This is a genomic window from Comamonas sp. 17RB (assembly GCF_030056555.1).
Lineage (GTDB): Bacteria > Pseudomonadota > Gammaproteobacteria > Burkholderiales > Burkholderiaceae_C > Comamonas > Comamonas terrigena.
In genome coordinates, this window is the sequence record NZ_JASHHY010000004.1 from 288,911 (window position 1) to 307,961 (window position 19,051).

Below are 19,051 nucleotides of genomic sequence, written 5' to 3' on the forward strand. Positions count from 1 at the left end.
CCGGGGTCTTGCGGGGGGATGGGCTGGGAGAGGTTCCGGTGGATTTGCGGGTGGTCGCCAAAGCTTGTCCGCACCGCAAGCAGGCGGCGCGCTCCGTGAAAAGGGGAATGCGAGAGAGGGCGCTTGCCACAGCAGCAAGGCACCCACGCCGCACAGGCACCGCCTGCGGGCTACGGACGGAAGTATTCCACAGCGCGGCGTGCACCGCCGTCTGCCTGCGGCCCGCCCCAGTCCAGACCGGGGTTGGACGGCATGGCCTGCGAGTGCCCGGCCAGCGCAGGCAGCACCTGCTTCCAGGCGGTGTCGTATTCGGATGCGCTGCACACCGGGTACTGCATCGCTGCCTGTGGCGTGCGGGTGACCCAGCAGCGGCCCTGCGCCAGCCAGTCGTGCAGCAACCCGGCCGGCACAGCGGGCAAGGCGGCGCGGCACTGTGGCGCCGCCTGCAGTGCCGCACGGTGACCGGCCGTCGCGAACGGGGCATCGAATGCGGCCTGTTCCGCCGCCGTGGGGGCCAGCCCCCACGCCTGCTGAAGCTGCGCTCCCACCGGCCACCGGGGTTTGCGGGCGGCCTGCAACTGCCAGTCGGCCCAGGCCGGGGGCAGGGCATCTGCCGGCCATGCATCGTGCAGCCAGGCGCCCACAAAGCGCTGAGGCTGCTGGCTGGCCACGGCCAGCCCCAGTCGGGCGGCATCACCCTGCCCCAGCAGCACGGCATGGCGCACATCCAGCGCTTCCACCCATTCCAGCAACAGCTGCTGGTGCCAGGTGGCACTGTGGGCCTGGGGCTTTTTGGGCTGGTCGCTGCGGCCCCAGCCCGGCAGATCCGGCACGACCACACGGTGGCCTGCCGCCAGGAAAGCGGGAATCAGGTGGCGAAAGGCCCAGCCCCAACCCGGGCTGGCGGCCAGGCACAGCCAGGTCAGCGGGGCGTCGTGCGGCCCCTCGTCCACGGCGGCCAGACGCAGCCCCTGCCCGCTGGGCAGGTCGCTGCGGTAGCGGGGCTGCCAGGGCCAGTCGGGCAGATCGGCAAACGCACGGTCGGGCACGCGCAGCGCGGTATCCGGCAGCGGGTGCACGGCCGCCGCCCGGTGCGCCTGGCGCCGCTGCTGGAAGAACCGGGCCAGCAAGGCGGCACACTCCTCGGCCAGCACACCGCGCAGCACCTGGGTCTGGTGGTTGATGGCGGGGTAGCCGAACACATTCAGCACCGACCCCGCCGCACCGGTCTTGGGCTCGGCTGCACCATAGACCAGCCGACCCACGCGCGCGTGCAGCATGGCACCACTGCACATGGTGCATGGCTCCAGCGTCACATACAGGGTGCAGCCTTCCAGCCGGTAATTGCCCAGGCGGCGTGCCGCATCGCGCAGCGCCTGCACTTCGGCATGGGCCGTGGGGTCGCCACTGGCAATCGGGGCATTGCGGCCTTCCCCCACGATCTGGCCCTGGTGCACGACCACGGCGCCCACAGGCACCTCGCCCGCCTCCGCCGCCTGCTGCGCCAGGCGCAGGGCATGGCGCATCCAGTGGGCGTGATCGGCGGCGGCGTCAGAAGCGTCGGGAGAGAGCGGAGGCGAAGCAGGCATGTGCCGACAATTATCCCCGCCAGGCCTCGAGCCTGCATGTGCCGGGGGACACAAAAAAAGGGCGCCCGAAGGCGCCCGTCAAGCTTATTGAAAGAGACAGTGGTCCGGCCGCGGCCCCTGACAGGCAATGTCCTCAGTGCGCCTCCCCTCCCCCTGGACAGAGACGGTCTGCAGACCAGGCAAGCAGACCGTCAACACCGCAATGGGCTCTCTTGGACGCACCGGGCACCGCCTGTCAGCGGCTGCGGCCGGCACCACTCCACCCGCGAAGGTGGCAATGCCACTGTAGGTAAATCTCGTACACGTGCACATCCCTGGTTTTTGGTATTTTTGCCGATGAACGGTCAATTCCCCGCTTTCGCCCGCTCCCGGCATGGCCCTGGGATAATCCGCGCCCTATGTCCCTCCTGCCCCACCAGCTCGAACTCCTGTCCCCGGCCCGCGACGCCGATATCGGCATTGAAGCCATCAACCATGGCGCGGATGCTGTCTACATCGGCGGCCCGGCCTTTGGCGCACGCGCCACGGCAGGCAATGACATCCGCGACCTGGAGCGGCTCATCCGGCATGCCCACCGTTTTGGCAGCCGCATCTTCATCACGCTCAACACCATCCTGCGCGACGATGAGCTGCAGGGCGCGCGCGACATGGCCTGGCAGATCTACAACGCAGGGGCTGATGCGCTGATCATCCAGGACATGGGTCTGCTGGAGCTGGATCTGCCCCCCATCCAGCTGCACGCCTCCACCCAGACCGATATCCGCACCCCCGAAAAGGCGCGGTTTCTGCAGGATGCGGGCCTGTCCCAGATCGTGATTGCGCGCGAGCTGGACTTGCAGCAGATTGCCGCCGTGCGCGCCGCCACCGACCCGGCCCGCACCACGATCGAATTCTTTGTGCACGGTGCGCTGTGCGTGGCCTATTCCGGCCAGTGCTTCATCAGCCACGCCCACACAGGCCGCAGCGCCAACCGTGGCGACTGCAACCAGGCCTGCCGTCTGCCCTATGAGGTGACGGATGCCGGCGGCCGCATCATTGCGCACGAAAAGCATGTGCTGTCCATGAAGGACAACAACCAGAGCGACAACCTGCGCGCCCTGATCGATGCCGGCGTGCGCAGCTTCAAGATCGAGGGCCGCTACAAGGACATGGGCTATGTGAAGAACATCACGGCCCACTACCGCAAGCTGCTGGACGAGATCATCGAAGAACGCGAATTCTCCGACCAGCCGCTGGCGCGTTCCTCCTCGGGCCGCACCACGTTCACGTTCGAGCCCGATCCCGACCAGAACTTCAACCGCGAGTTCACCGACTACTTTGTCAATGGCCGCAAGGACGACATCGGCGCCTTCGACACCCCCAAGACCCCCGGCCGTGCCATTGGCTGGGTCACCCTGGTGGGCGACAAGTGGTTTGAAATCGAAGCCAGCGACAAGGCCACCGAGCTGCACAACGGCGACGGCCTGTGCTACTACGACCTGCAAAAGGAACTGGTGGGCGTGCACATCAACCGTGCCGAATGCGTGCATGCCAAGAAAGGCATCTGGCGCGTCTTCCCCAAGAACGAGATTGCCGAGTTCAAGGACCTGCGCAAGGGCCTGGAAATCAACCGCAACCGCGACATGGACTGGGTGCGCACACTGGAGAAGAAGTCCAGCGAACGCCGCATCGGCCTGTGGGCCGAATTCAAGGAAACCGCGGCGGGCTTTGCACTGACGCTGACCGACGAAGACGGGTTCACCGCCACCGCCGGCATCGAACAGGCCCACCAGGCCGCCACGGACACGGCCAAGGCCGAAGCCACGCTGCGCGAACAGCTGGGCCGCTTTGGCGCCAGCATCTTCGCGGTCAACGACATCGCGCTGAGCGTCAGCCAGCCCTGGTTTGTGCCCGCCTCGGCCCTGAACCAGCTGCGCCGCGATGCACTGGCCGGGCTGGAACAGGCCCGCGCCGACGGCCTGATCCGCCTGCCGCGTGCCAAGCCGGTGGAACCGCCCGCGCCCTTCCCCGAGGACACGCTGAGCTATCTGGCCAATGTGTTCAACCAGAAGGCGCATGACTTCTATGTGAAGCATGGCGTGAAGGTGGTGGACGCCGCCTACGAAAGCAAGGAAGAAGAAGGCGAAGTCTCGCTGATGATCACCAAGCACTGCGTGCGCTTCTCCATGAGCCTGTGCCCCAAGCAGGCCAAGGGCGTGATCGGCGTCAAGGGCACCATCAAGGCCGAGCCGCTGCAGCTGATCAACGGCAAGGAAAAGCTGACGCTGCGCTTTGACTGCAAACCCTGCGAGATGCACGTAGTGGGCAAGATGAAGAAATCGGTGCTGAACCAGCATGCCAAGGAAATGCAGGAACACCCCATGCAGTTCTACCGCACACGCCCCACGCCGCTGCCCAAGCCCCAGGCCTGAGCCTGGCCTATTCCGGTGACACCACAACGGGGCGCGCAAGCGGCTCTGCGGGCGACAACGCCACCACCCCATGCAACCCGGCCGCCCGCGCATCTGCGCGGCGGCGACCCGCTGCAGCTGCGACAATTGCGCACCATGCCCCGCCTCAAGCCGCCCTCCAAAGAAGAAAGCCAGTTGCTGCCCGCGTTCGCAGCCCTGCCGGACAGCGCCATTCACCTGCCCGCCACCGAGGCCGAATTTGCCGCCGCCCGCGCGGCCCTGCTGGCCCAGACCGCACTGGGTTTTGACACGGAAAGCAAGCCCATCTTCAGCACCCAGCAGGTCGACACCGGCCCGCACCTGGTGCAGCTGGCGACCCCGGATGCGGCCTGGCTGCTGCAGCTGCACCACCCACAGGCGCTGGAGCTGGCCCGCGAACTGCTGGCCCACCCCGGCATCTGCAAGGTGGGCTTTGGCCTGGACAACGACAAAGCCACCCTGCCGCGCCGCCTGGGCTGTGAACTGCACAACGTGGTGGACCTGGATCGGGTGTTCAAGCAGTACGGTTATGGCAACAGCACCGGCGTGCGTGCGGCCGTGGCGCTGGTGCTGGGGCAGAACTTCCACAAGTCCAAGAAGATGTCCACCTCCAACTGGGCGGCGCGCCAGTACAGCCCAGGCCAGTTGCGCTATGCGGCCAACGATGCCCACGGTCCGGCCGTGGTCCATGCCGCCCTGCCCGCCTGGCAGGCCCGCCAGCCCGCGCCTGCCGCGGCCCGGCCACCCCGGCCCCCTCGCACACCCCGCGCACCCGGGTCGGACCCCCTGCAGTCCGCCCCACCAGCGCCCACACCGCAGCCGTCGCACGTGCCACAGCCCGCCGCCTTGGCAGCGCCATCTGGCACACAAGACCCGCACAGCACACAAGGTGCAGCGCCCGCCCGCAGCCGCATCGCAGCGCTTTTCCAGCCACGCCGAGGCTGAGCCAGGCCGACGCCCAAGGACTGCACGCGCTGCAGCCTGCCAGCATCCCTGCAGACCTTGGAGCCGATATGGGCAGCCTCCGCGCCGTGGTGTCAGCGTTTCAGCGCCTGGAAATCGTTTAGCACCGAAGGCGGCAGCAGACGGTCCACATGCACGCGATTGCGGCCGGCCTGTTTGGCCTCATACAGCAAGGCATCGGCGCGGGACAAGGCCTTGGTCAGGTGCAGCAGGCTATGGACAGGGGCGATGCCAAAGCTGACCGTCACCTGCTGGCCGTTGGGCAGGCAGGGCCCCTGGGGCGAGGCCATCTGCTGGCGGATGCGCTGCACCACCCCTTCCGCATCGTCCAGGCTGGCACGCTGCAGCAGCAGCACAAACTCTTCGCCACCAAAGCGTGACACCAGATCGCCCGCACGCACCTGCTGCAGCATCACCTGGCTGACGGCCTGCAGCACCTGGTCGCCACAGGCATGGCCCCAGCTGTCGTTCACCCGTTTGAAATGGTCAATATCCCCCGCTACCACGGCCCAGGGCGCCACGCGGCGATCATTCAGCACACCTTCGGCCGCCTCCATGAAGGCCCGGCGGTTGAGCAGGCGGGTCAGCGGGTCGCGGTTCCGCTCCTCGCGCAACGTGGTGAAGACATCGCGCACCACGCAGGCCAGCAGCACCAGCGAAAACCACAGCGTGAACAGCAAGGTGCCCGCCAGTGTCAACAGCCAGTAGCCCGAGCGCGTGAGCTCGCCCACCTGCTCCACGGGCACCACCAGCCACACCCCCAACGGGCGCAGCAGCGTGTAGGAAGCAAAGAAGAAATAGGTCCAGCGCAACGCGGTTTCCAGCCGGTCCCGTGCGCGCTGGCCACGCAGCAGACTGTGCATGGCCAGGAACTGCAACACGCCCGTCCCCACGTTCAGCCACTGCACCCGTGCCCACAGGTCGTCATCGACATAGGAAAAGTAATACAGCACAGCCAGCGTACCCACCACGGCCAGCCCCCCCAGCCAGCGGTTGATGTGCGCCTGGCCGCAGCGCAGCGCCATACCCTGCGCCAGCCCCCAGGCTCCCGCCAGGTACAGCACGGCGGTGGCCAGCGCCCACCGGCCCAGCTGGGCATTGGTCATCAGGCTTTGCGCGCCCAGCGCCAGCGCCGGCAACACATAGCCGGCCGCCATCCACAGCAGAAACCGCGCACTGGCCTGGTTGCGTTGCACCCACCAGCAGGCCAGCAGCACGCCACCCAGCAAGATCACGCAGGCGGGTGCAATCAAGGCAAAGTACTGGTCGGCGGGCAGATTCACAGGCAATGCGGGCGTGGAAAAAGGGGAGCACAGGCTTTGTAAGCTCTATGTATCTGAGTGTATCTTTGCGCAAGAGTGCCCTGCCGTATCTGCCTTTGATCTTGTGCAAGTGCACATTGGCGTCGGCGCCCATTCCCCGTGCGATTCCAGCGCGGCCGCAGCCCCTGTCAGCGCGCCAAGAATCTGCAGGCTTTGGGCACCTCAGCGGCCTGCAGCCAAGCACAGGCCGCTCTTGTTTCCAGAGCGATCGCCACCGCCATTCATCGCTGCGCCGTCAGTCCGATCACGGCGCCACCATGCCGGCAGTTCGGGCTTCGGCGGCCACCCGCACCCGGTTGCGGCCGGCCTGCTTGGCCTCATACAACAGGGCGTCGGCACGCGACAGGGCCTTGCTCAGCTGCTCCAGGCTCTGTACCGGGGCAATGCCAAAGCTGACCGTCACCCGCCGGCCATTGGGCAGGCCAGCCACATCGGCCGACTCCAGCTGCTGGCGCATGCGCTGCACCACCCCTTGTGCATCGTCCAGGCTGGCCCGCTGCAGCAGCAGCACAAACTCCTCTCCGCCAAAGCGTGCCACCAGATCGCCCTGGCGCACCTGCTGTTGCAGCACCAGACTGGTCTGCTGCAGCACCTGGTCACCGCAGGCATGGCCCCAGTTGTCGTTGACCTGCTTGAAATGGTCGATATCGCCCACCACCACGGCCCAGGGGCCGCTACGGCGGTCCCGGAGCACGCCGTTGGCCGCCTCCATGAACGCGCGGCGGTTGAGCAGCCGGGTCAGCGGATCGCGGTTGCGCTCCTCATGCAGCTGGGCAAACACATCACGCACCGAACACGCCACCACCAGCATGGTGAACCACAGCGCGAACAGCAACGACCCCGCCAGCGTGATCAGCCAGTAAACCGAACGCGGAATGTCATTACCCTGCATGCCCGGCGCCAGCATCAGGATCAGCAAGGGGCGCACCATGGTGTAGCAGGCGAACACCAGAAAGGACATGCGCAGGGCCCGCTCCAGCCGGTTGTCCGGCAACTGGCTGCGCAGAATCCCACGCATGGGCAGGATCTGCATCAGTCCCAGCCCGGCATTGAGCCAGTGCATGCGCACCAGCAGGCGGTCCTGCACATGGCCGTAGTAATACAGGGCCGACAGCACCGCCACCGCGATCACCAGTGCCACGCGCGGGTGGGCCGACTTTCCGTAGCGCCCCGCAATGCCCCGCGCCAGCGACCACGCGCCGCCCAGGTACAGCACCCCGGTCACAGGGGCCCAGAGGGCAAACTGCGTGCTGTCCAGCAGGCTCTGCCAACCCAGGCCGATGGCGCTGAGCGCATAGCCTGCTGCCAGCCACAGCAAATAACGCTGCTGGCGTTGCTGGCGCAACACCCCCCAGCACACCACCAGCGCCGCTGCCAGCAGCAGCACGCACAGCGGCACCAGGAGTGCGAAATAGCGGTCGGGCAGAGAGAACACCGATGCAGGGCCTGCGCCAAAGGAAGAAGGTAAACAAGTGTATCCAAGTGCCGCCACCCATCCGCAAAGGCCGTGCGCGCTACCCCATAAGCACATAGCTAAAGCTTGGTTCGTTCTGCGCAAGGCCCCTTGCATAATCGCCGCAGCTATGCCGGACCGGCGGTCACAGCAGGCCCTCGCGGCCAGTGCGATCCCCGGGTCCTTCCCTTTTTCGCAGACCACCAGAAAGAGACATCCATGCGCCTCGAGACCCTTGCCGTTCACGCCGGTTACGCCCCCGACCCCACCACCAAGGCCGTGGCCGTGCCCATCTACCAGACGGTGGCCTACGCATTCGACAGCGCCCAGCATGGCGCCGACCTGTTCGATCTGAAGGTGCCGGGCAATATCTACACCCGCATCATGAACCCCACCACCGACGTGCTGGAAAAGCGCGTCGCGGCGCTGGAAGGCGGCATTGCCGCACTGGCCGTGGCATCGGGCATGGCCGCCATCACTGCCGCCATCCAGACCCTGGCCGAAGCCGGCGACAACATCGTGTCCGCCAGCACGCTCTATGGCGGCACCTACAACCTGTTTGCCCACACCTTTCCGCAGCAAGGCATCGAGGTGCGCTTTGCCGACCCACGCGATCCGGCCAGCTTCGGCAAGCTGATCGACGGCAAGACCAAGGCCGTGTTCATCGAATCCATCGGCAACCCGCTGGGCAATGTGACCGACATCCGCGCACTGGCCGATGTGGCCCACCAGCATGGCGTGCCGCTGATCGTGGACAACACCGTGCCCTCGCCCTATCTGCTGCGCCCGTTCGAGCATGGCGCCGACATCGTCGTGCACTCGCTGACCAAATACCTGGGCGGCCACGGCACCAGCGTGGGCGGCGCCATCGTGGACAGCGGCAAGTTCCCCTGGGCCGAGCACAAAGCCCGTTTCAAGCGCCTGAACGAACCCGACGTGAGCTACCACGGCGTGGTCTACACCGAAGCCCTGGGCCCCGCGGCCTTCATCGGCCGCGCCCGCGTGGTGCCGCTGCGCAACATGGGCGCCGCCATCTCGCCGCAAAACGCCTTCCAGATCCTGCAAGGCATTGAGACGCTGGCCTTGCGCATGGACCGCATCTGCGAAAACACGCAGAAGATTGCAGAAACACTGCAAAACCACCCCAAGGTGGAATGGGTGCGCTATGCCGGCCTGAAAGACCATCCCGACCACGCCATCGTGCAAAAGCAGTCGGGCGGCCGCGCTTCGGGCATTCTGTCGTTCAGCCTCAAGGGCAGCGAAGGCCGTGCCGCCGGAGCCCGCTTCCTCGACGCCCTGCAGCTATTCACCCGCCTGGTGAACATTGGTGATGCCAAGTCGCTGGCCACCCACCCGGCCTCGACCACCCACCGCCAGCTGGACGCCGCCGAGCTGGCCAAGGCCGGCGTGACCGAAGGCATGGTGCGCCTGTCCGTGGGCATTGAGCACATCGACGACCTGCTGGCCGATCTGGAGCAGGCCTTGGCCCAGGTCTGAGAGCGCCCCGCCCCACCCTCCAAAGAAGAGCGCTTCGGCGCTCTTCTTTTTTATGCTTGATCGTGCTTTAAGGCTGGCACCGCCACACCGTCTACGCCAACCACGCCAGTCAGGCTCGCCTGCGGACTGCCGGATGAAGCTGCCGCGGGCTTGTACGGCATGTAGTGGGCATCGGGCGGCCTTCCGGCCATGCCCACCACCCCGGCCCCAGCCGGCCATGGTCACTGCCTCCCAGATGCCTCCACTAACAAAAAGAGCGCCGAAGCGCTCTTTTTTGAGTGGCCGCCGGTGCGCCTGAAAGCGCGCCGCAGCCTGTGAAACGGAAACCCAGGCTGCTTACAGCCCCAGGGCCGCAATACCGGCGCTGGCCACCTGTGCGTCTTCGCTGGCCTTCACACCGGACACGCCCACGGCGCCCAGCACCTGGCCATCCTTGACGATGGCCACGCCACCTTCCAGCAGGCCGTCGACAAACGGCGCGCTCAGGAAAGCGGTGCGGCCATTGTTGATCATGTCTTCAAACGCCTTGGTGTCCTTGCGGCCCACGGCGGCCGTGCGGGCCTTAGCAGGCGAGATGTGCGAGGAAATGGGGGCAGCGCCGTCCATGCGCTGCAGCCACAGCAGGTGGCCGCCATCGTCGACGATGGAGATGGTCACAGCCCACTTGTTCTTGAGGGCCTCGGCCTCGGCGGCGGCGGCGATCTTCTTGACGTCGGAGAGTTCGAGTTCGTGCTTGGTCTTCATGGTCTGTAAGGCAGAAATTTGCGCTGAGTAGGAAGCAACCAGCATAATGTGCAAACCCGGACCGAAAGCGACCCTGAGCGCAAAACATTACAACCTAAAAATGCCCAGGTCCATCCACGGGTGCCAGCGCATGGCCCTTGCGCTTTCCTTCCTCCACCCTCATATTGACTGGACTGCCTGAACGGCAGTCACCCACAGGAGAAACCTATCCATGAATGATCACGTCACCACTTGGGACACTGCTGGCGTTGCCATCTCGCAGCAGCAGCGCCACAAGGTGCTGCGCAACACCTACTGGCTGCTGGCGCTGAGCCTGCTGCCCACCGTGCTGGGCGCCTGGATCGGCGTATCCACCGGCATCACCCGCTCGCTGTCTGGCGGCCTGGGCCTGGTTGTGTTCATGGTCGGCGCCTTCGGCTTCATGTTCGCGATCGAAAAGACCAAGAACTCCGCTGCCGGCGTTCCCGTGCTGCTGGCCTTCACCTTCTTCATGGGCCTGATGCTCTCGCGCATGATTGCCATGGTGCTGGGCTTCAAGAACGGCTCCGAGCTGATCATGACCGCATTTGCGGGCACGGCCGGCGTGTTCTTCGTGATGGCCTCGCTGGCCACCGTGATCAAGCGCGACCTGTCGGGCATGGGCAAATGGCTGTTCGTCGGCGCCATGGTGCTGCTGGTGGGCTCGGTCATCAACGTGTTCGTGGGCTCCACCGCCGGCATGATGGCCATCTCGATGCTGGCCATCGGCATCTTCTCCGCCTACATGCTGTATGACCTCAAGCAGATCATCGACGGCGGCGAAACCAACTACATCAGCGCCACGCTGTCGCTGTACCTGGACATCTTCAACGTGTTCCAGAGCCTGCTGGCCCTGCTGGGCATCATGGGCGGCGAACGCGAATAAGCGCCACACCGGCCACCCTCTGCATGCGCAGAGGGGCCCACACCCAGGCACGCTACGGCGTGCCTTTTTCATGGGCACGCAGCCCATGCGCCGGCAGTCTGCGAAATACGCCACTCACCCTGCCGGCTGCACCCCGCATTGCGCCAGAATCAGCGCCTTGAGCCGCTCGGCCGCGGGCGGCAGTGCATGCGCGCGCTGCCAGATCATGTTCAGGTGCGTGCACAGCCCGGCATCCTGCAGCGGCACCAGCGCGGGCAGACCCTGCATGCCCAGTTGGGCAAAGCTTTCGGGGGCAAACGCCACGCCCAGTCCTTTTTGCACCATCAGCAGCATGGGCAAGGTCTCCACGCCCCAGTACGCCACTTCCGGGGTGAATCCGGCCTGCTGGCAGGCGCGCAGCAACATGTCCGAAATGCCTGTGCCCAGCAGCGAGCTGTGCAACAGAAAGCGCTCGTGGCGCAGCGCCGCCAGCGGCACCTGCGCGTGCTCGCACAGCGGGTGCTGCGGGGGCAACGCCACCCGCAGCGGCTCGTTCATGATCTCCAGATTCTGCAGCTCCGGCGCCGTGTACTGGCTGCGGCAGATGATCAGATCGAGGCTGCGTTCCCGCAAACGCTGCAGCATGTAGCCCGTCTCGCCCTCGTGCACATGCACGGTGATCTTCAGATCGCAGGCCATCAGCTGCTCCATCACCCGGGGCATCAGAAACAGGCTGGCCGCCGTGGCACAGCCTATGTGCACCGTCCCGCGTGACCCCTGCTCCGCCTCGCGCAGCTCACGCCGCACGGCCTGCAAGCTGGCCTGCAACGCCTTGGCACGCAGATAGAACAGCTCTCCCGTGGCCGTCGGCACCAGGCGGTGGCCGCTGCGGTCGAACAGGCTCACGTTCAGCTCTTCCTCCAGCTTGCGCAGCAGGATGCTCAAGGGCGGCTGGGTCATGTGCAGGCGCTCAGCCGCAGCCGACACACTGCCTTGCTCGTAAACCGCGACAAAGCATTTCAGACGGTGTTCATCCATATAGTTTTTATATAAACAATAGACCTTATATATATTAGACCTTATCGACATGCGTTTCTATACTCCGCCGCGTTGCCTGCCTCGCATACCGGCAATACATAACAAGGAGACACGCATGCACCCCTCTCGCCGCCAGATTGTTGGCCTGGCCCTCACCACCTGCCTCGCACCCGTGCTGGGCATGTCCGCCGCCCAGGCGCAAACCGACTGGCCCCGCCGCACCATCAAGGTGGTGGTGCCCTACCCGCCAGGCGGCACGGCCGACGTCATGGGCCGCCTGGTGGCCCACAAGCTGGGCAAAGCCTTTCCCAAGGTGAGCGTGGTGGTGGAGAACGTCACCGGTGGCGCCACCGTGCCCGGCGCCCTGGCCGTGATGCGCGAGCCGGCCGACGGCCACACCGTGTTCCTGGCCAGCGACAACACGCTGAACATCAACCACTGGCTGCTCAAGGACGCACGCTATGACGGCGACCGCGACTTCACCCCGGTGACCGTGCTCAACACCTACCCGCACTGGCTGATCGTCAATGGCCAGGGGCCCTACAAGAGCCTGGACGACCTGGTGCAGGCCATCCATGCCCGGCCCGGCAAGGTCTCCATCAGCGTCAACACCATCGGCGGAGCCGCCTATCTGGCCCTGGACAGCTGGCGCCGGGAAAACGGCCTGAAGTTCGAGATCGTGCCCTACCGCGGATCGCCTCCTGCCGTGGCCGACCTGATCGGCGGCCATACCGATGCGCATGTGGACGTGGTCGGCTCCTCCGTCGCCCATGCCCGCAGCGGCCGTGTGCTGCCCGTGGCCGTGCTGCAAGGCCGTGCACTCAAGGAATTTCCCAAGGCCACCGCCCAAAGCGAGCAGAACCCCAAGGCACTGAACGTGCAGTCCAACCTGTCAGTGGTCATGCGCAGCGGCACACCCCAGTCCGTCATCGACAAGCTCTACGACATCCTCAAGGCCGGCGCCAGGGACGAGGACTTCACCAAGACCATGGACATGCTCTGCCTGGACGCTGTGCTGCTGGAGCCCGTCAAGGCCAAGGCCTTCTTGCAGCAGGAGACCAGGCGCTATGGCGCGCTGGTCGAGAAATCGGGCCTGGAAAAACAATAAGCAACGGGCAGACACATGAAATTCGTCATTGCACTGATTCGCCACGAAACCAACACCTTCTCGCCCGTACCCACGCTGCTGAGCGACTTTCGCCGGGGTACCACCTTGAATGGCCCCGCCTACGGCGATGCCGCCCGCCTGGCCTGCGAAGGCACCAACAGCGCTGCCGCCGCCTACCTGGACCTGGCCCGCGACATGGGCGCTGACGTGGACTTCGCCGTCTGCGCCAACGCAGTGCCCAGCGGTCTGGTGACACGCGAAGCCTTCGAGCATCTGTGCGACACCGTGGTCCGCAGCGCCCAGCAAGGCTGCGATGCCATCTTGCTGGACCTGCACGGCGCCATGGTGGTGGATGGCTATGCCGACGCCGAAGGCGAGTTGCTGCGCCGCCTGCGCGCCTGCACCCCGGCAGGCCTGCCCATTGGAGTGGCGCTGGACTTCCATGCCAATTTCAGCCCCGAACTCATCCGCCACGCCACGGCCATCGCCGGCTACTGCACCTACCCACACGTGGATGTGTACGAAACCGGGGCCCGCGTGGGCCGCAGCATCCGCGCGCTGCTGGAGCGCCGCAGCGCCCCGGTGCTGCTGTGGCGCCGCCTGCCCATGCTGACCCATATGCTGCGCCAGACACCGGCCATGCAGCCCATGAAAGACATCATGGACCGCGCCATGCAGGCGGAGCGCGACGGCGAGGTCTGCAACGCCTCGGTGTTTGGCGGCTTTCCGCTGTCCGACATTCCCTGCGCCGGCTTCTCCGTGGTCATCGTGGCCGAGCGTGATCGCCTGGCGCAAGGCCAGCAACTGCTGGACGAACTGTGCAGCCTGGCCTGGGCACGCCGCGCAGACTTCGTCTTTCCCGCCGCGTCAGTGGCCGAATCGATTGCCCAGGCCAAGCGCCTGCCGCAGGGCCCGGTGATCTTGGTGGACCACGGCGACAACTGCGGCGCCGGCGGCACCACCGACATCATGGCGGTGCTGCAGGAAGTGCTGGCACAAGGCCTGGAGGATGTGGTGGCGGGCCCGTTCAGTGACCCCGCCAGCGTGGCCACGCTGTTTGATGCCGGCGTGGGTGCCGAAGTGACGCTGGATGTGGGTGGCAAGACCGATATGCCCGCCTTGCAGCTGCAGGGCCAGCCACTGCGGCTGTGCGGCGTGGTGGAGCGGCTGACCGATGGCGAATACACGGTCACCGGCCCCATGTACACCGGCATGCGCCTGAGCCTGGGCCGCACGGCCGTGCTGCGTGTGGGCACGGTGCGCATCTTCATCTCCGAACGCCCGCAGGAACCCTACGACACCGGCGTCTTCACCCATGCCGGCGTGGATCCGGCCCAGGCCAGGTACGTGCTACTCAAGTCGCGCCAGCATTTCCGCGCCGGCTTCGAGCCCTTTGCCAGACACATCGTGCTGGTCAGCGGTCCGGGCGTCTGCAGCTCGGACTACAGCCTCTTCCCCTTCCAGCAGTTGCCCCGACCGATGTACCCGCTGGATGCCGATGCCGGCCTGGAGCAGGCTGAGAGCTGGCCCGCGGCGATGCCCCCCATGACCTCTGGCACTGCGGCCTGATGCCCGAGCTGCTCTACCCCGCCGCCGTCGTGCTGGCGGGTTATGTGGTGCTGGGCATCACCGGCTTTGGCTCGGCCCTGGTCATCGTGCCTTTGCTGGCCTGGCATTGGCCGCTGCCGGAGGTGGTGGCCCTGACCCTGCTGCTGGATGTGCCTGCATCCTTGTTGCAAGGTAGCCTGAATCTGCGCCAGGTGAACAGGACCGAACTGCGCCGCCTGCTGCCGGGCCTGGTCGCCGGCGCCCTGGCTGGCCTGTGGCTCAGCCAGGTGCTGTCGGCCCGCTGGCCTTTGCTGGTACTGGGGGCATATGTGGCCGCCGTGGGCCTGCAAGCGCTGCGCGCAGCGCCAGTGCCTCGGCGCACGGCCAGCGCAGGCCGTGCCCCGTGGGCCGCAGCCATGGGTGGCGCCATCGGTTTTGTGGAAATGCTGTTTGGCACGGCCGGGCCCCTGGTTGTCGCCTGGCTCAGCCGCCGACTGCCCGATATGCAGGCCCTGCGTGCCACCACGCCGGTGGTGATTGCTGCCAGCGCCTGCACCGTGCTGCTGACCATGGGCGCATCCGGGCGCCTGTCACAGCCCGAGCTGTGGCAGCGCTGGCTGCTGCTGATGGGCGTGGCCGTCGCCGGCGTGCTGCTGGGCAACCGCCTGGCACGGCGCGTTTCCCCCAGCGCTTTGCGCCGGGTGATCTGCGGCCTGCTGGTGGTCAGCGGGCTGTGCCTGGTCGGTCAGGCGCTGCGCGGTTGACGCTGGCGATGTTTCCGGCAACCTCGCCCAAAGCAATAGTCGGATTTGCACGCCACCAGCCGTTCCCCCATCCATCACCAGCACTTGGACTGCCCGCCAAACCGTGGTGCCCCATTTCTACGGGCTCAGGAATTCCGACTGAAAGCTGCCGCACAGGCGTAAAAAAACCGCTGCCAAGGCAGCGGTTTTTGGCGGGATCCAGCGTACAGCTTAGAAGCGGTAGCCCACACCCACGCCGACCAGGATGGGGTCAACCTTAAGGTCACCCAGCTTACCCAAGCCTGCACCGCGGGCATCAACTGCAGTCTTGATGTACACCTTCTTGACGTCAAAGTTGAGGGACCAATTCTTGTCCAGAGCGTAATCAAAGCCCAGCTGCAGAGCACCGCCCCAGCTGTTCTTATCAACCTTCACAGCACCACCAGCGATATCTACGCTCGAAAAACGGGTGTAGTTGATACCAGCGCCCACATAAGGCTTGAAAGCGCCAAAGTTGGTGAAGTGGTACTGTGCCAGCAGAGTGGGAGGCAGGTGCTTCAGCGAACCAATTTTGTCGCCATTCAAGCGCACATCATGCTTCTGGGGATAGGTCAGGATCAGCTCGGCAGCGATGTTAGGCGTGAAGAAATACGAGATATCCAGCTCGGGGATGGTTTTGTTGTTGATGCTCACGCCAGCATCAGCAGCGGCACCCTTGTTGGCGCTGTCGATATGCACAGCGCGCAAGCGCACCATCCAGTTGCCGTCTTGCTGCTGCGCCATTGCAGCACCGGAGGTCAGGGCAGTCAGAGCGGCAATTGCCAGCAGAGTCTTCTTCATCTTGGTGTTTCCTTTGGGTCACTGAATCGGGGTGGTTTCCCCTTGGACTTGATTGAAACAAAGTGCTGACAACTGGCATTTGCCCTAGCTCAAGCTTTTTCCAGCCCTGTGCTGCACCCGCACAGTGCGTTGCACAGCCGCAACACTCCAAGACAGTGCAACGCCCAAGCGCCTCCTGCCTCCCACAGCAGGGCCACAGCACAGGCCCGGGTTCAGTGCGCAGGCTGGGTACCGCGCAGCCGGTGCCACAGATGCACCGCTGCCACCACCACACCTCCGATCACGGCCCCCACCCCCACATGCACCAGCAAAGGGACGATGGCCGCCGCAGCACCGCCCAAAGGCTCGATCTGGGTGTGCAGCCAATGCTCAATGGGAGCCATGCCATGCACCAGCAGGCTGCCGCCCACCAGGAACATGGCCACCGTGCCCACAATGGACAGGCCGCGCATCAGCCACGGCGTGGAGGCAATCAGTCCCCGGCCCAGCGACTGCAGGGCCGCGCCGGGTTTGCGCATCAGCCATTCGCCCACATCGTCCATGCGCACAATGCAGGCCACAATGCCGTAGACAAACACCGTGATGGCCAGTGCCACGGCCACCAGCACCGTGAACTGCTCCCACAGCGGCTTGGCCGACACCGTACCCAGCGCAATGGCCATGATTTCGGCGGACAGAATGAAGTCCGTGCGCACGGCGCCCGCCACTTTTTCCTTCTCATAGGCCACCGGGTCCATGGCCTTGGCACGGGCGGCCTGCACCGATGACGGAGCCACCCCCTTCTCCTCCGCCTCCCGGGCATCATGCACCGCATCCTGCACACCGTGCTGCCGGCGCTTGTGCAGCATCTCCAGCACCTTCTCCACACCTTCAAAGCACAGAAAGGCGCCGCCCACCATCAGCAGCGGCGTGATCAGCCAGGGCACGAATGCGCTGATCAGCAGTGCCGCAGGCACCAGAATGGCCTTGTTCATCAGCGAACCCTTGGCCACGGCCCAGACCACCGGCAGTTCGCGGTTGGCCCGCACGCCGGTCACCTGTTCGGCATTCAGCGCCAGATCATCGCCCAGCACCCCCGCCGTCTTCTGCATGGCCACCTTGGTCTGCGTGGCCACATCGTCCAGGATGGCCGTGCTCTTGCCCGCCGCCGTCTTGCTCATCAGCGCCACGTCATCCAGCAGCGTCGCAATATCGTCTAGCAACATCAACAGACCCGCACCAGCCATCGCATGCCCCCATTGGTTTCGATGTCCGCCATCATGCCTTCAAACCGCCCTGCGGCGGCCGGACGCCGTGCGGCCAACCCCTCCCCAACGCTCCTGGCGTTTTGCCATGACAATGGGCGCCCTCATTGAACGGGAAATCCTGTGACCCCACCCATTGCACACGCAGAGCTGATTGCCAGCTACCGGAAAGTTGCGGCTGAAGCCGCCCGAAAGGTGGAACTGGTGAAAGCGGCAGCCGCCAAAGGCCCCAAAACCATCGCCGCCGTCAGCGAAACCGCTGCCAAAGCCGCCCGCCGCCGCGATGTGCTGGCGGCCAAGCTCGCCAAGCTCGGGGTGGACGTCAACGACATCGCTTCCAAGTGATGCCGGGCGCTGCGTTGTCGGGTGCAGCGTCGACCAACGGGCCCCGAACAGGAAACGGTGGAGGAACAGCAAGCGCTGGTTCGATACCCACTTGCAGTTCCTCCTTGTGACGTTTTCGGCGCTTCTGGTCCTCTTGTTCAGCAGACGGTGACCCCGTGCTCAAAACGCGTGGCGCAGGCCTATGCTGACAACGCTCTGGTCTTCACCTGCGGCCCCCACGCCATAAAAGCGCTGGCTGGCCACGCCCTTGTTCTGGAGGGCAATCAGGTTGGCAATCACCGAAGTTCGCCTGGACAGGAAATACTCGCCACCCAGGCGCACAAAGCGGCTGTCGTCGGGTGTACCCTTCTGGTCGCGGGCCACATAGTCCAGCGCGATATTGGTGTTCGATTCAGGCGACCACACCAGGCCCACATCGTAGGCAGCCGTTCTGTGGCTTCCAGGCAGCTGCGGCTTGCTCCAGGCATATCCACCATGCACGCGCCACTCACCCCATGTGGTGCTGGGCAGCTTGTAGCTAGCCCCCACGGTGGCCAACTGGGTGTTGTAGCCGTTGATGTCCTTTTGCGTGCGGTAGGTGGCTCCCATCTCCAACGGTCCACCCGCAGCGTAGTTGACGGCCAGTTCGGCGATGCGCCCGGTCACGCGCTCGCCAAATCCGTACAGGCCACGCACCGTCACACCACCGTAGTTCGGTGACACGTATTTGACCGAGTTGATGACGGTGTCGCTGATGGCTGCAAACTCGGAAAACTGGAACACGCCATAGCCGCCAAAGATGAAGTAGCGGCTCAGGATGTCGTCCTCCACATCCCACTGGCGGCCTACGGTCACGGTACCAAAGCCGCCGCGCAGCCCTACCAGGCTGCTGCGGTTGAACGTTGCCGTGGCGTTCGACTGTGCGCCGGTGTCCAGGGCATAGCCCATTTCCAGGTTGAACACGGCGGACAGACCTCCGCCCAGATCTTCGGATCCGATAAAGCCCAGCCGCGATGCGGTGACCTTGCTGTTTTCCAGGCGGTTGGAGCTACCGACGTGGGTGCCGTCGCTGAAGTTGGTGACGTGCACCATTTCGGTGGCGGCAACACCGTAGACGGTGACGCCCGCATTGCCGGAGGGCAGGCTGCGCGAGGACTGTGCCGAGGCGCTGAAGCTGCATGCGGCCATTGCGGCTGCGCAGCACAAGGGTGTGAAGGCTTTCATGGTGTGTCCTTGGGGCAAGATGAGGTTGAGGGTCAGAAAAAAGGGTGCAGCCATCCCTGGGTGTCTTGCACAGGGCAAGGCACCTCACATCGGTCAAAAAGG

Annotated in this window: 16 protein-coding genes; 8 read left to right on the forward strand and 8 right to left on the reverse strand. The window is 65.4% G+C overall.

Annotated features, from left to right (window positions below):
• Positions 1-170: 170 nt before the first annotated feature.
• Positions 171-1,589: a tRNA adenosine(34) deaminase TadA gene (gene tadA, locus QM470_RS09620; protein ID WP_283339092.1), complete on the reverse strand. Its 1,419-nt coding sequence runs from the start codon at positions 1,587-1,589 to the stop codon at positions 171-173.
• A gap of 398 nt (positions 1,590-1,987) precedes the next feature.
• On the opposite strand from tadA, the gene QM470_RS09625 reads away from it, so the two are divergent.
• Positions 1,988-4,000, forward strand: a complete 2,013-nt coding sequence (locus QM470_RS09625; RefSeq protein ID WP_283339093.1) for a peptidase U32 family protein — start codon at positions 1,988-1,990, stop codon at positions 3,998-4,000.
• Between the two features lie 135 nt (positions 4,001-4,135).
• Positions 4,136-4,963, forward strand: coding sequence for a 3'-5' exonuclease (locus QM470_RS09630; RefSeq protein ID WP_283339094.1), 828 nt, complete (start codon positions 4,136-4,138; stop codon positions 4,961-4,963).
• Positions 4,964-5,055: 92 nt separating this feature from the next.
• Here QM470_RS09630 and QM470_RS09635 read toward each other — a convergent pair whose 3' ends face one another.
• Together QM470_RS09635 and QM470_RS09640 are read right to left on the reverse strand one after the other, a co-directional pair.
• On the reverse strand, positions 5,056-6,264 hold the full coding sequence (locus QM470_RS09635) for a GGDEF domain-containing protein (RefSeq protein WP_280011569.1): 1,209 nt from the start codon (positions 6,262-6,264) through the stop codon (positions 5,056-5,058).
• 283 nt (positions 6,265-6,547) lie between these two features.
• On the reverse strand, positions 6,548-7,738 hold the full coding sequence (locus QM470_RS09640) for a GGDEF domain-containing protein (protein ID WP_283339095.1): 1,191 nt from the start codon (positions 7,736-7,738) through the stop codon (positions 6,548-6,550).
• A 237-nt stretch (positions 7,739-7,975) separates the two neighbouring features.
• Here QM470_RS09640 and QM470_RS09645 point away from each other — a divergent pair, with 237 nt between their 5' ends.
• Positions 7,976-9,253 carry an O-acetylhomoserine aminocarboxypropyltransferase/cysteine synthase family protein gene (locus QM470_RS09645; protein WP_283339096.1) on the forward strand — a complete coding sequence of 426 codons (1,278 nt, stop codon included), beginning with the start codon at positions 7,976-7,978 and terminating at the stop codon, positions 9,251-9,253.
• Between the two features lie 336 nt (positions 9,254-9,589).
• Here QM470_RS09645 and QM470_RS09650 read toward each other — a convergent pair whose 3' ends face one another.
• Positions 9,590-9,997: a GlcG/HbpS family heme-binding protein gene (locus QM470_RS09650; protein WP_066534622.1), complete on the reverse strand. Its 408-nt coding sequence runs from the start codon at positions 9,995-9,997 to the stop codon at positions 9,590-9,592.
• 211 nt (positions 9,998-10,208) lie between these two features.
• Between QM470_RS09650 and QM470_RS09655 the strand changes: the two genes are divergently transcribed.
• Positions 10,209-10,901 carry a Bax inhibitor-1/YccA family protein gene (locus tag QM470_RS09655; RefSeq protein ID WP_283339097.1) on the forward strand — a complete coding sequence of 231 codons (693 nt, stop codon included), beginning with the start codon at positions 10,209-10,211 and terminating at the stop codon, positions 10,899-10,901.
• A 114-nt stretch (positions 10,902-11,015) separates the two neighbouring features.
• Here the strand turns inward: QM470_RS09655 and QM470_RS09660 are convergent, their stop codons facing one another.
• Positions 11,016-11,918 (reverse strand): LysR family transcriptional regulator, encoded by a 903-nt coding sequence (locus QM470_RS09660; protein WP_283339098.1) that lies wholly within the window; start codon positions 11,916-11,918, stop codon positions 11,016-11,018.
• A 115-nt stretch (positions 11,919-12,033) separates the two neighbouring features.
• On the opposite strand from QM470_RS09660, the gene QM470_RS09665 reads away from it, so the two are divergent.
• Genes QM470_RS09665 through QM470_RS09675 form a run of 3 tightly spaced genes read left to right on the forward strand, consistent with a single transcriptional unit; the run spans position 12,034 to position 15,338 of the window.
• Complete coding sequence (locus QM470_RS09665) at positions 12,034-13,026, forward strand: Bug family tripartite tricarboxylate transporter substrate binding protein (RefSeq protein WP_283339099.1); 993 nt, start codon at positions 12,034-12,036, stop codon at positions 13,024-13,026.
• Between the two features lie 15 nt (positions 13,027-13,041).
• Positions 13,042-14,595 carry a M81 family metallopeptidase gene (locus QM470_RS09670; protein WP_283339100.1) on the forward strand — a complete coding sequence of 518 codons (1,554 nt, stop codon included), beginning with the start codon at positions 13,042-13,044 and terminating at the stop codon, positions 14,593-14,595.
• Positions 14,595-15,338, forward strand: coding sequence for a sulfite exporter TauE/SafE family protein (locus QM470_RS09675; RefSeq protein WP_283339101.1), 744 nt, complete (start codon positions 14,595-14,597; stop codon positions 15,336-15,338). The genes QM470_RS09670 and QM470_RS09675 overlap by 1 nt, the downstream gene beginning before the upstream one ends.
• A 210-nt stretch (positions 15,339-15,548) precedes the next feature.
• Here the strand turns inward: QM470_RS09675 and QM470_RS09680 are convergent, their stop codons facing one another.
• On the reverse strand, positions 15,549-16,157 hold the full coding sequence (locus QM470_RS09680) for an OmpW/AlkL family protein (RefSeq protein WP_283339102.1): 609 nt from the start codon (positions 16,155-16,157) through the stop codon (positions 15,549-15,551).
• A gap of 212 nt (positions 16,158-16,369) precedes the next feature.
• Positions 16,370-17,383 (reverse strand): DUF808 domain-containing protein, encoded by a 1,014-nt coding sequence (locus QM470_RS09685; RefSeq protein ID WP_283339103.1) that lies wholly within the window; start codon positions 17,381-17,383, stop codon positions 16,370-16,372.
• Between the two features lie 141 nt (positions 17,384-17,524).
• Here QM470_RS09685 and QM470_RS09690 point away from each other — a divergent pair, with 141 nt between their 5' ends.
• Entirely contained in the window at positions 17,525-17,746 is a 222-nt protein-coding gene (locus QM470_RS09690; RefSeq protein WP_283339104.1) for a hypothetical protein, read from the forward strand.
• Between the two features lie 159 nt (positions 17,747-17,905).
• Here QM470_RS09690 and QM470_RS09695 read toward each other — a convergent pair whose 3' ends face one another.
• Positions 17,906-18,949: a porin gene (locus QM470_RS09695; RefSeq protein WP_283339105.1), complete on the reverse strand. Its 1,044-nt coding sequence runs from the start codon at positions 18,947-18,949 to the stop codon at positions 17,906-17,908.
• Positions 18,950-19,051: the final 102 nt, after the last annotated feature.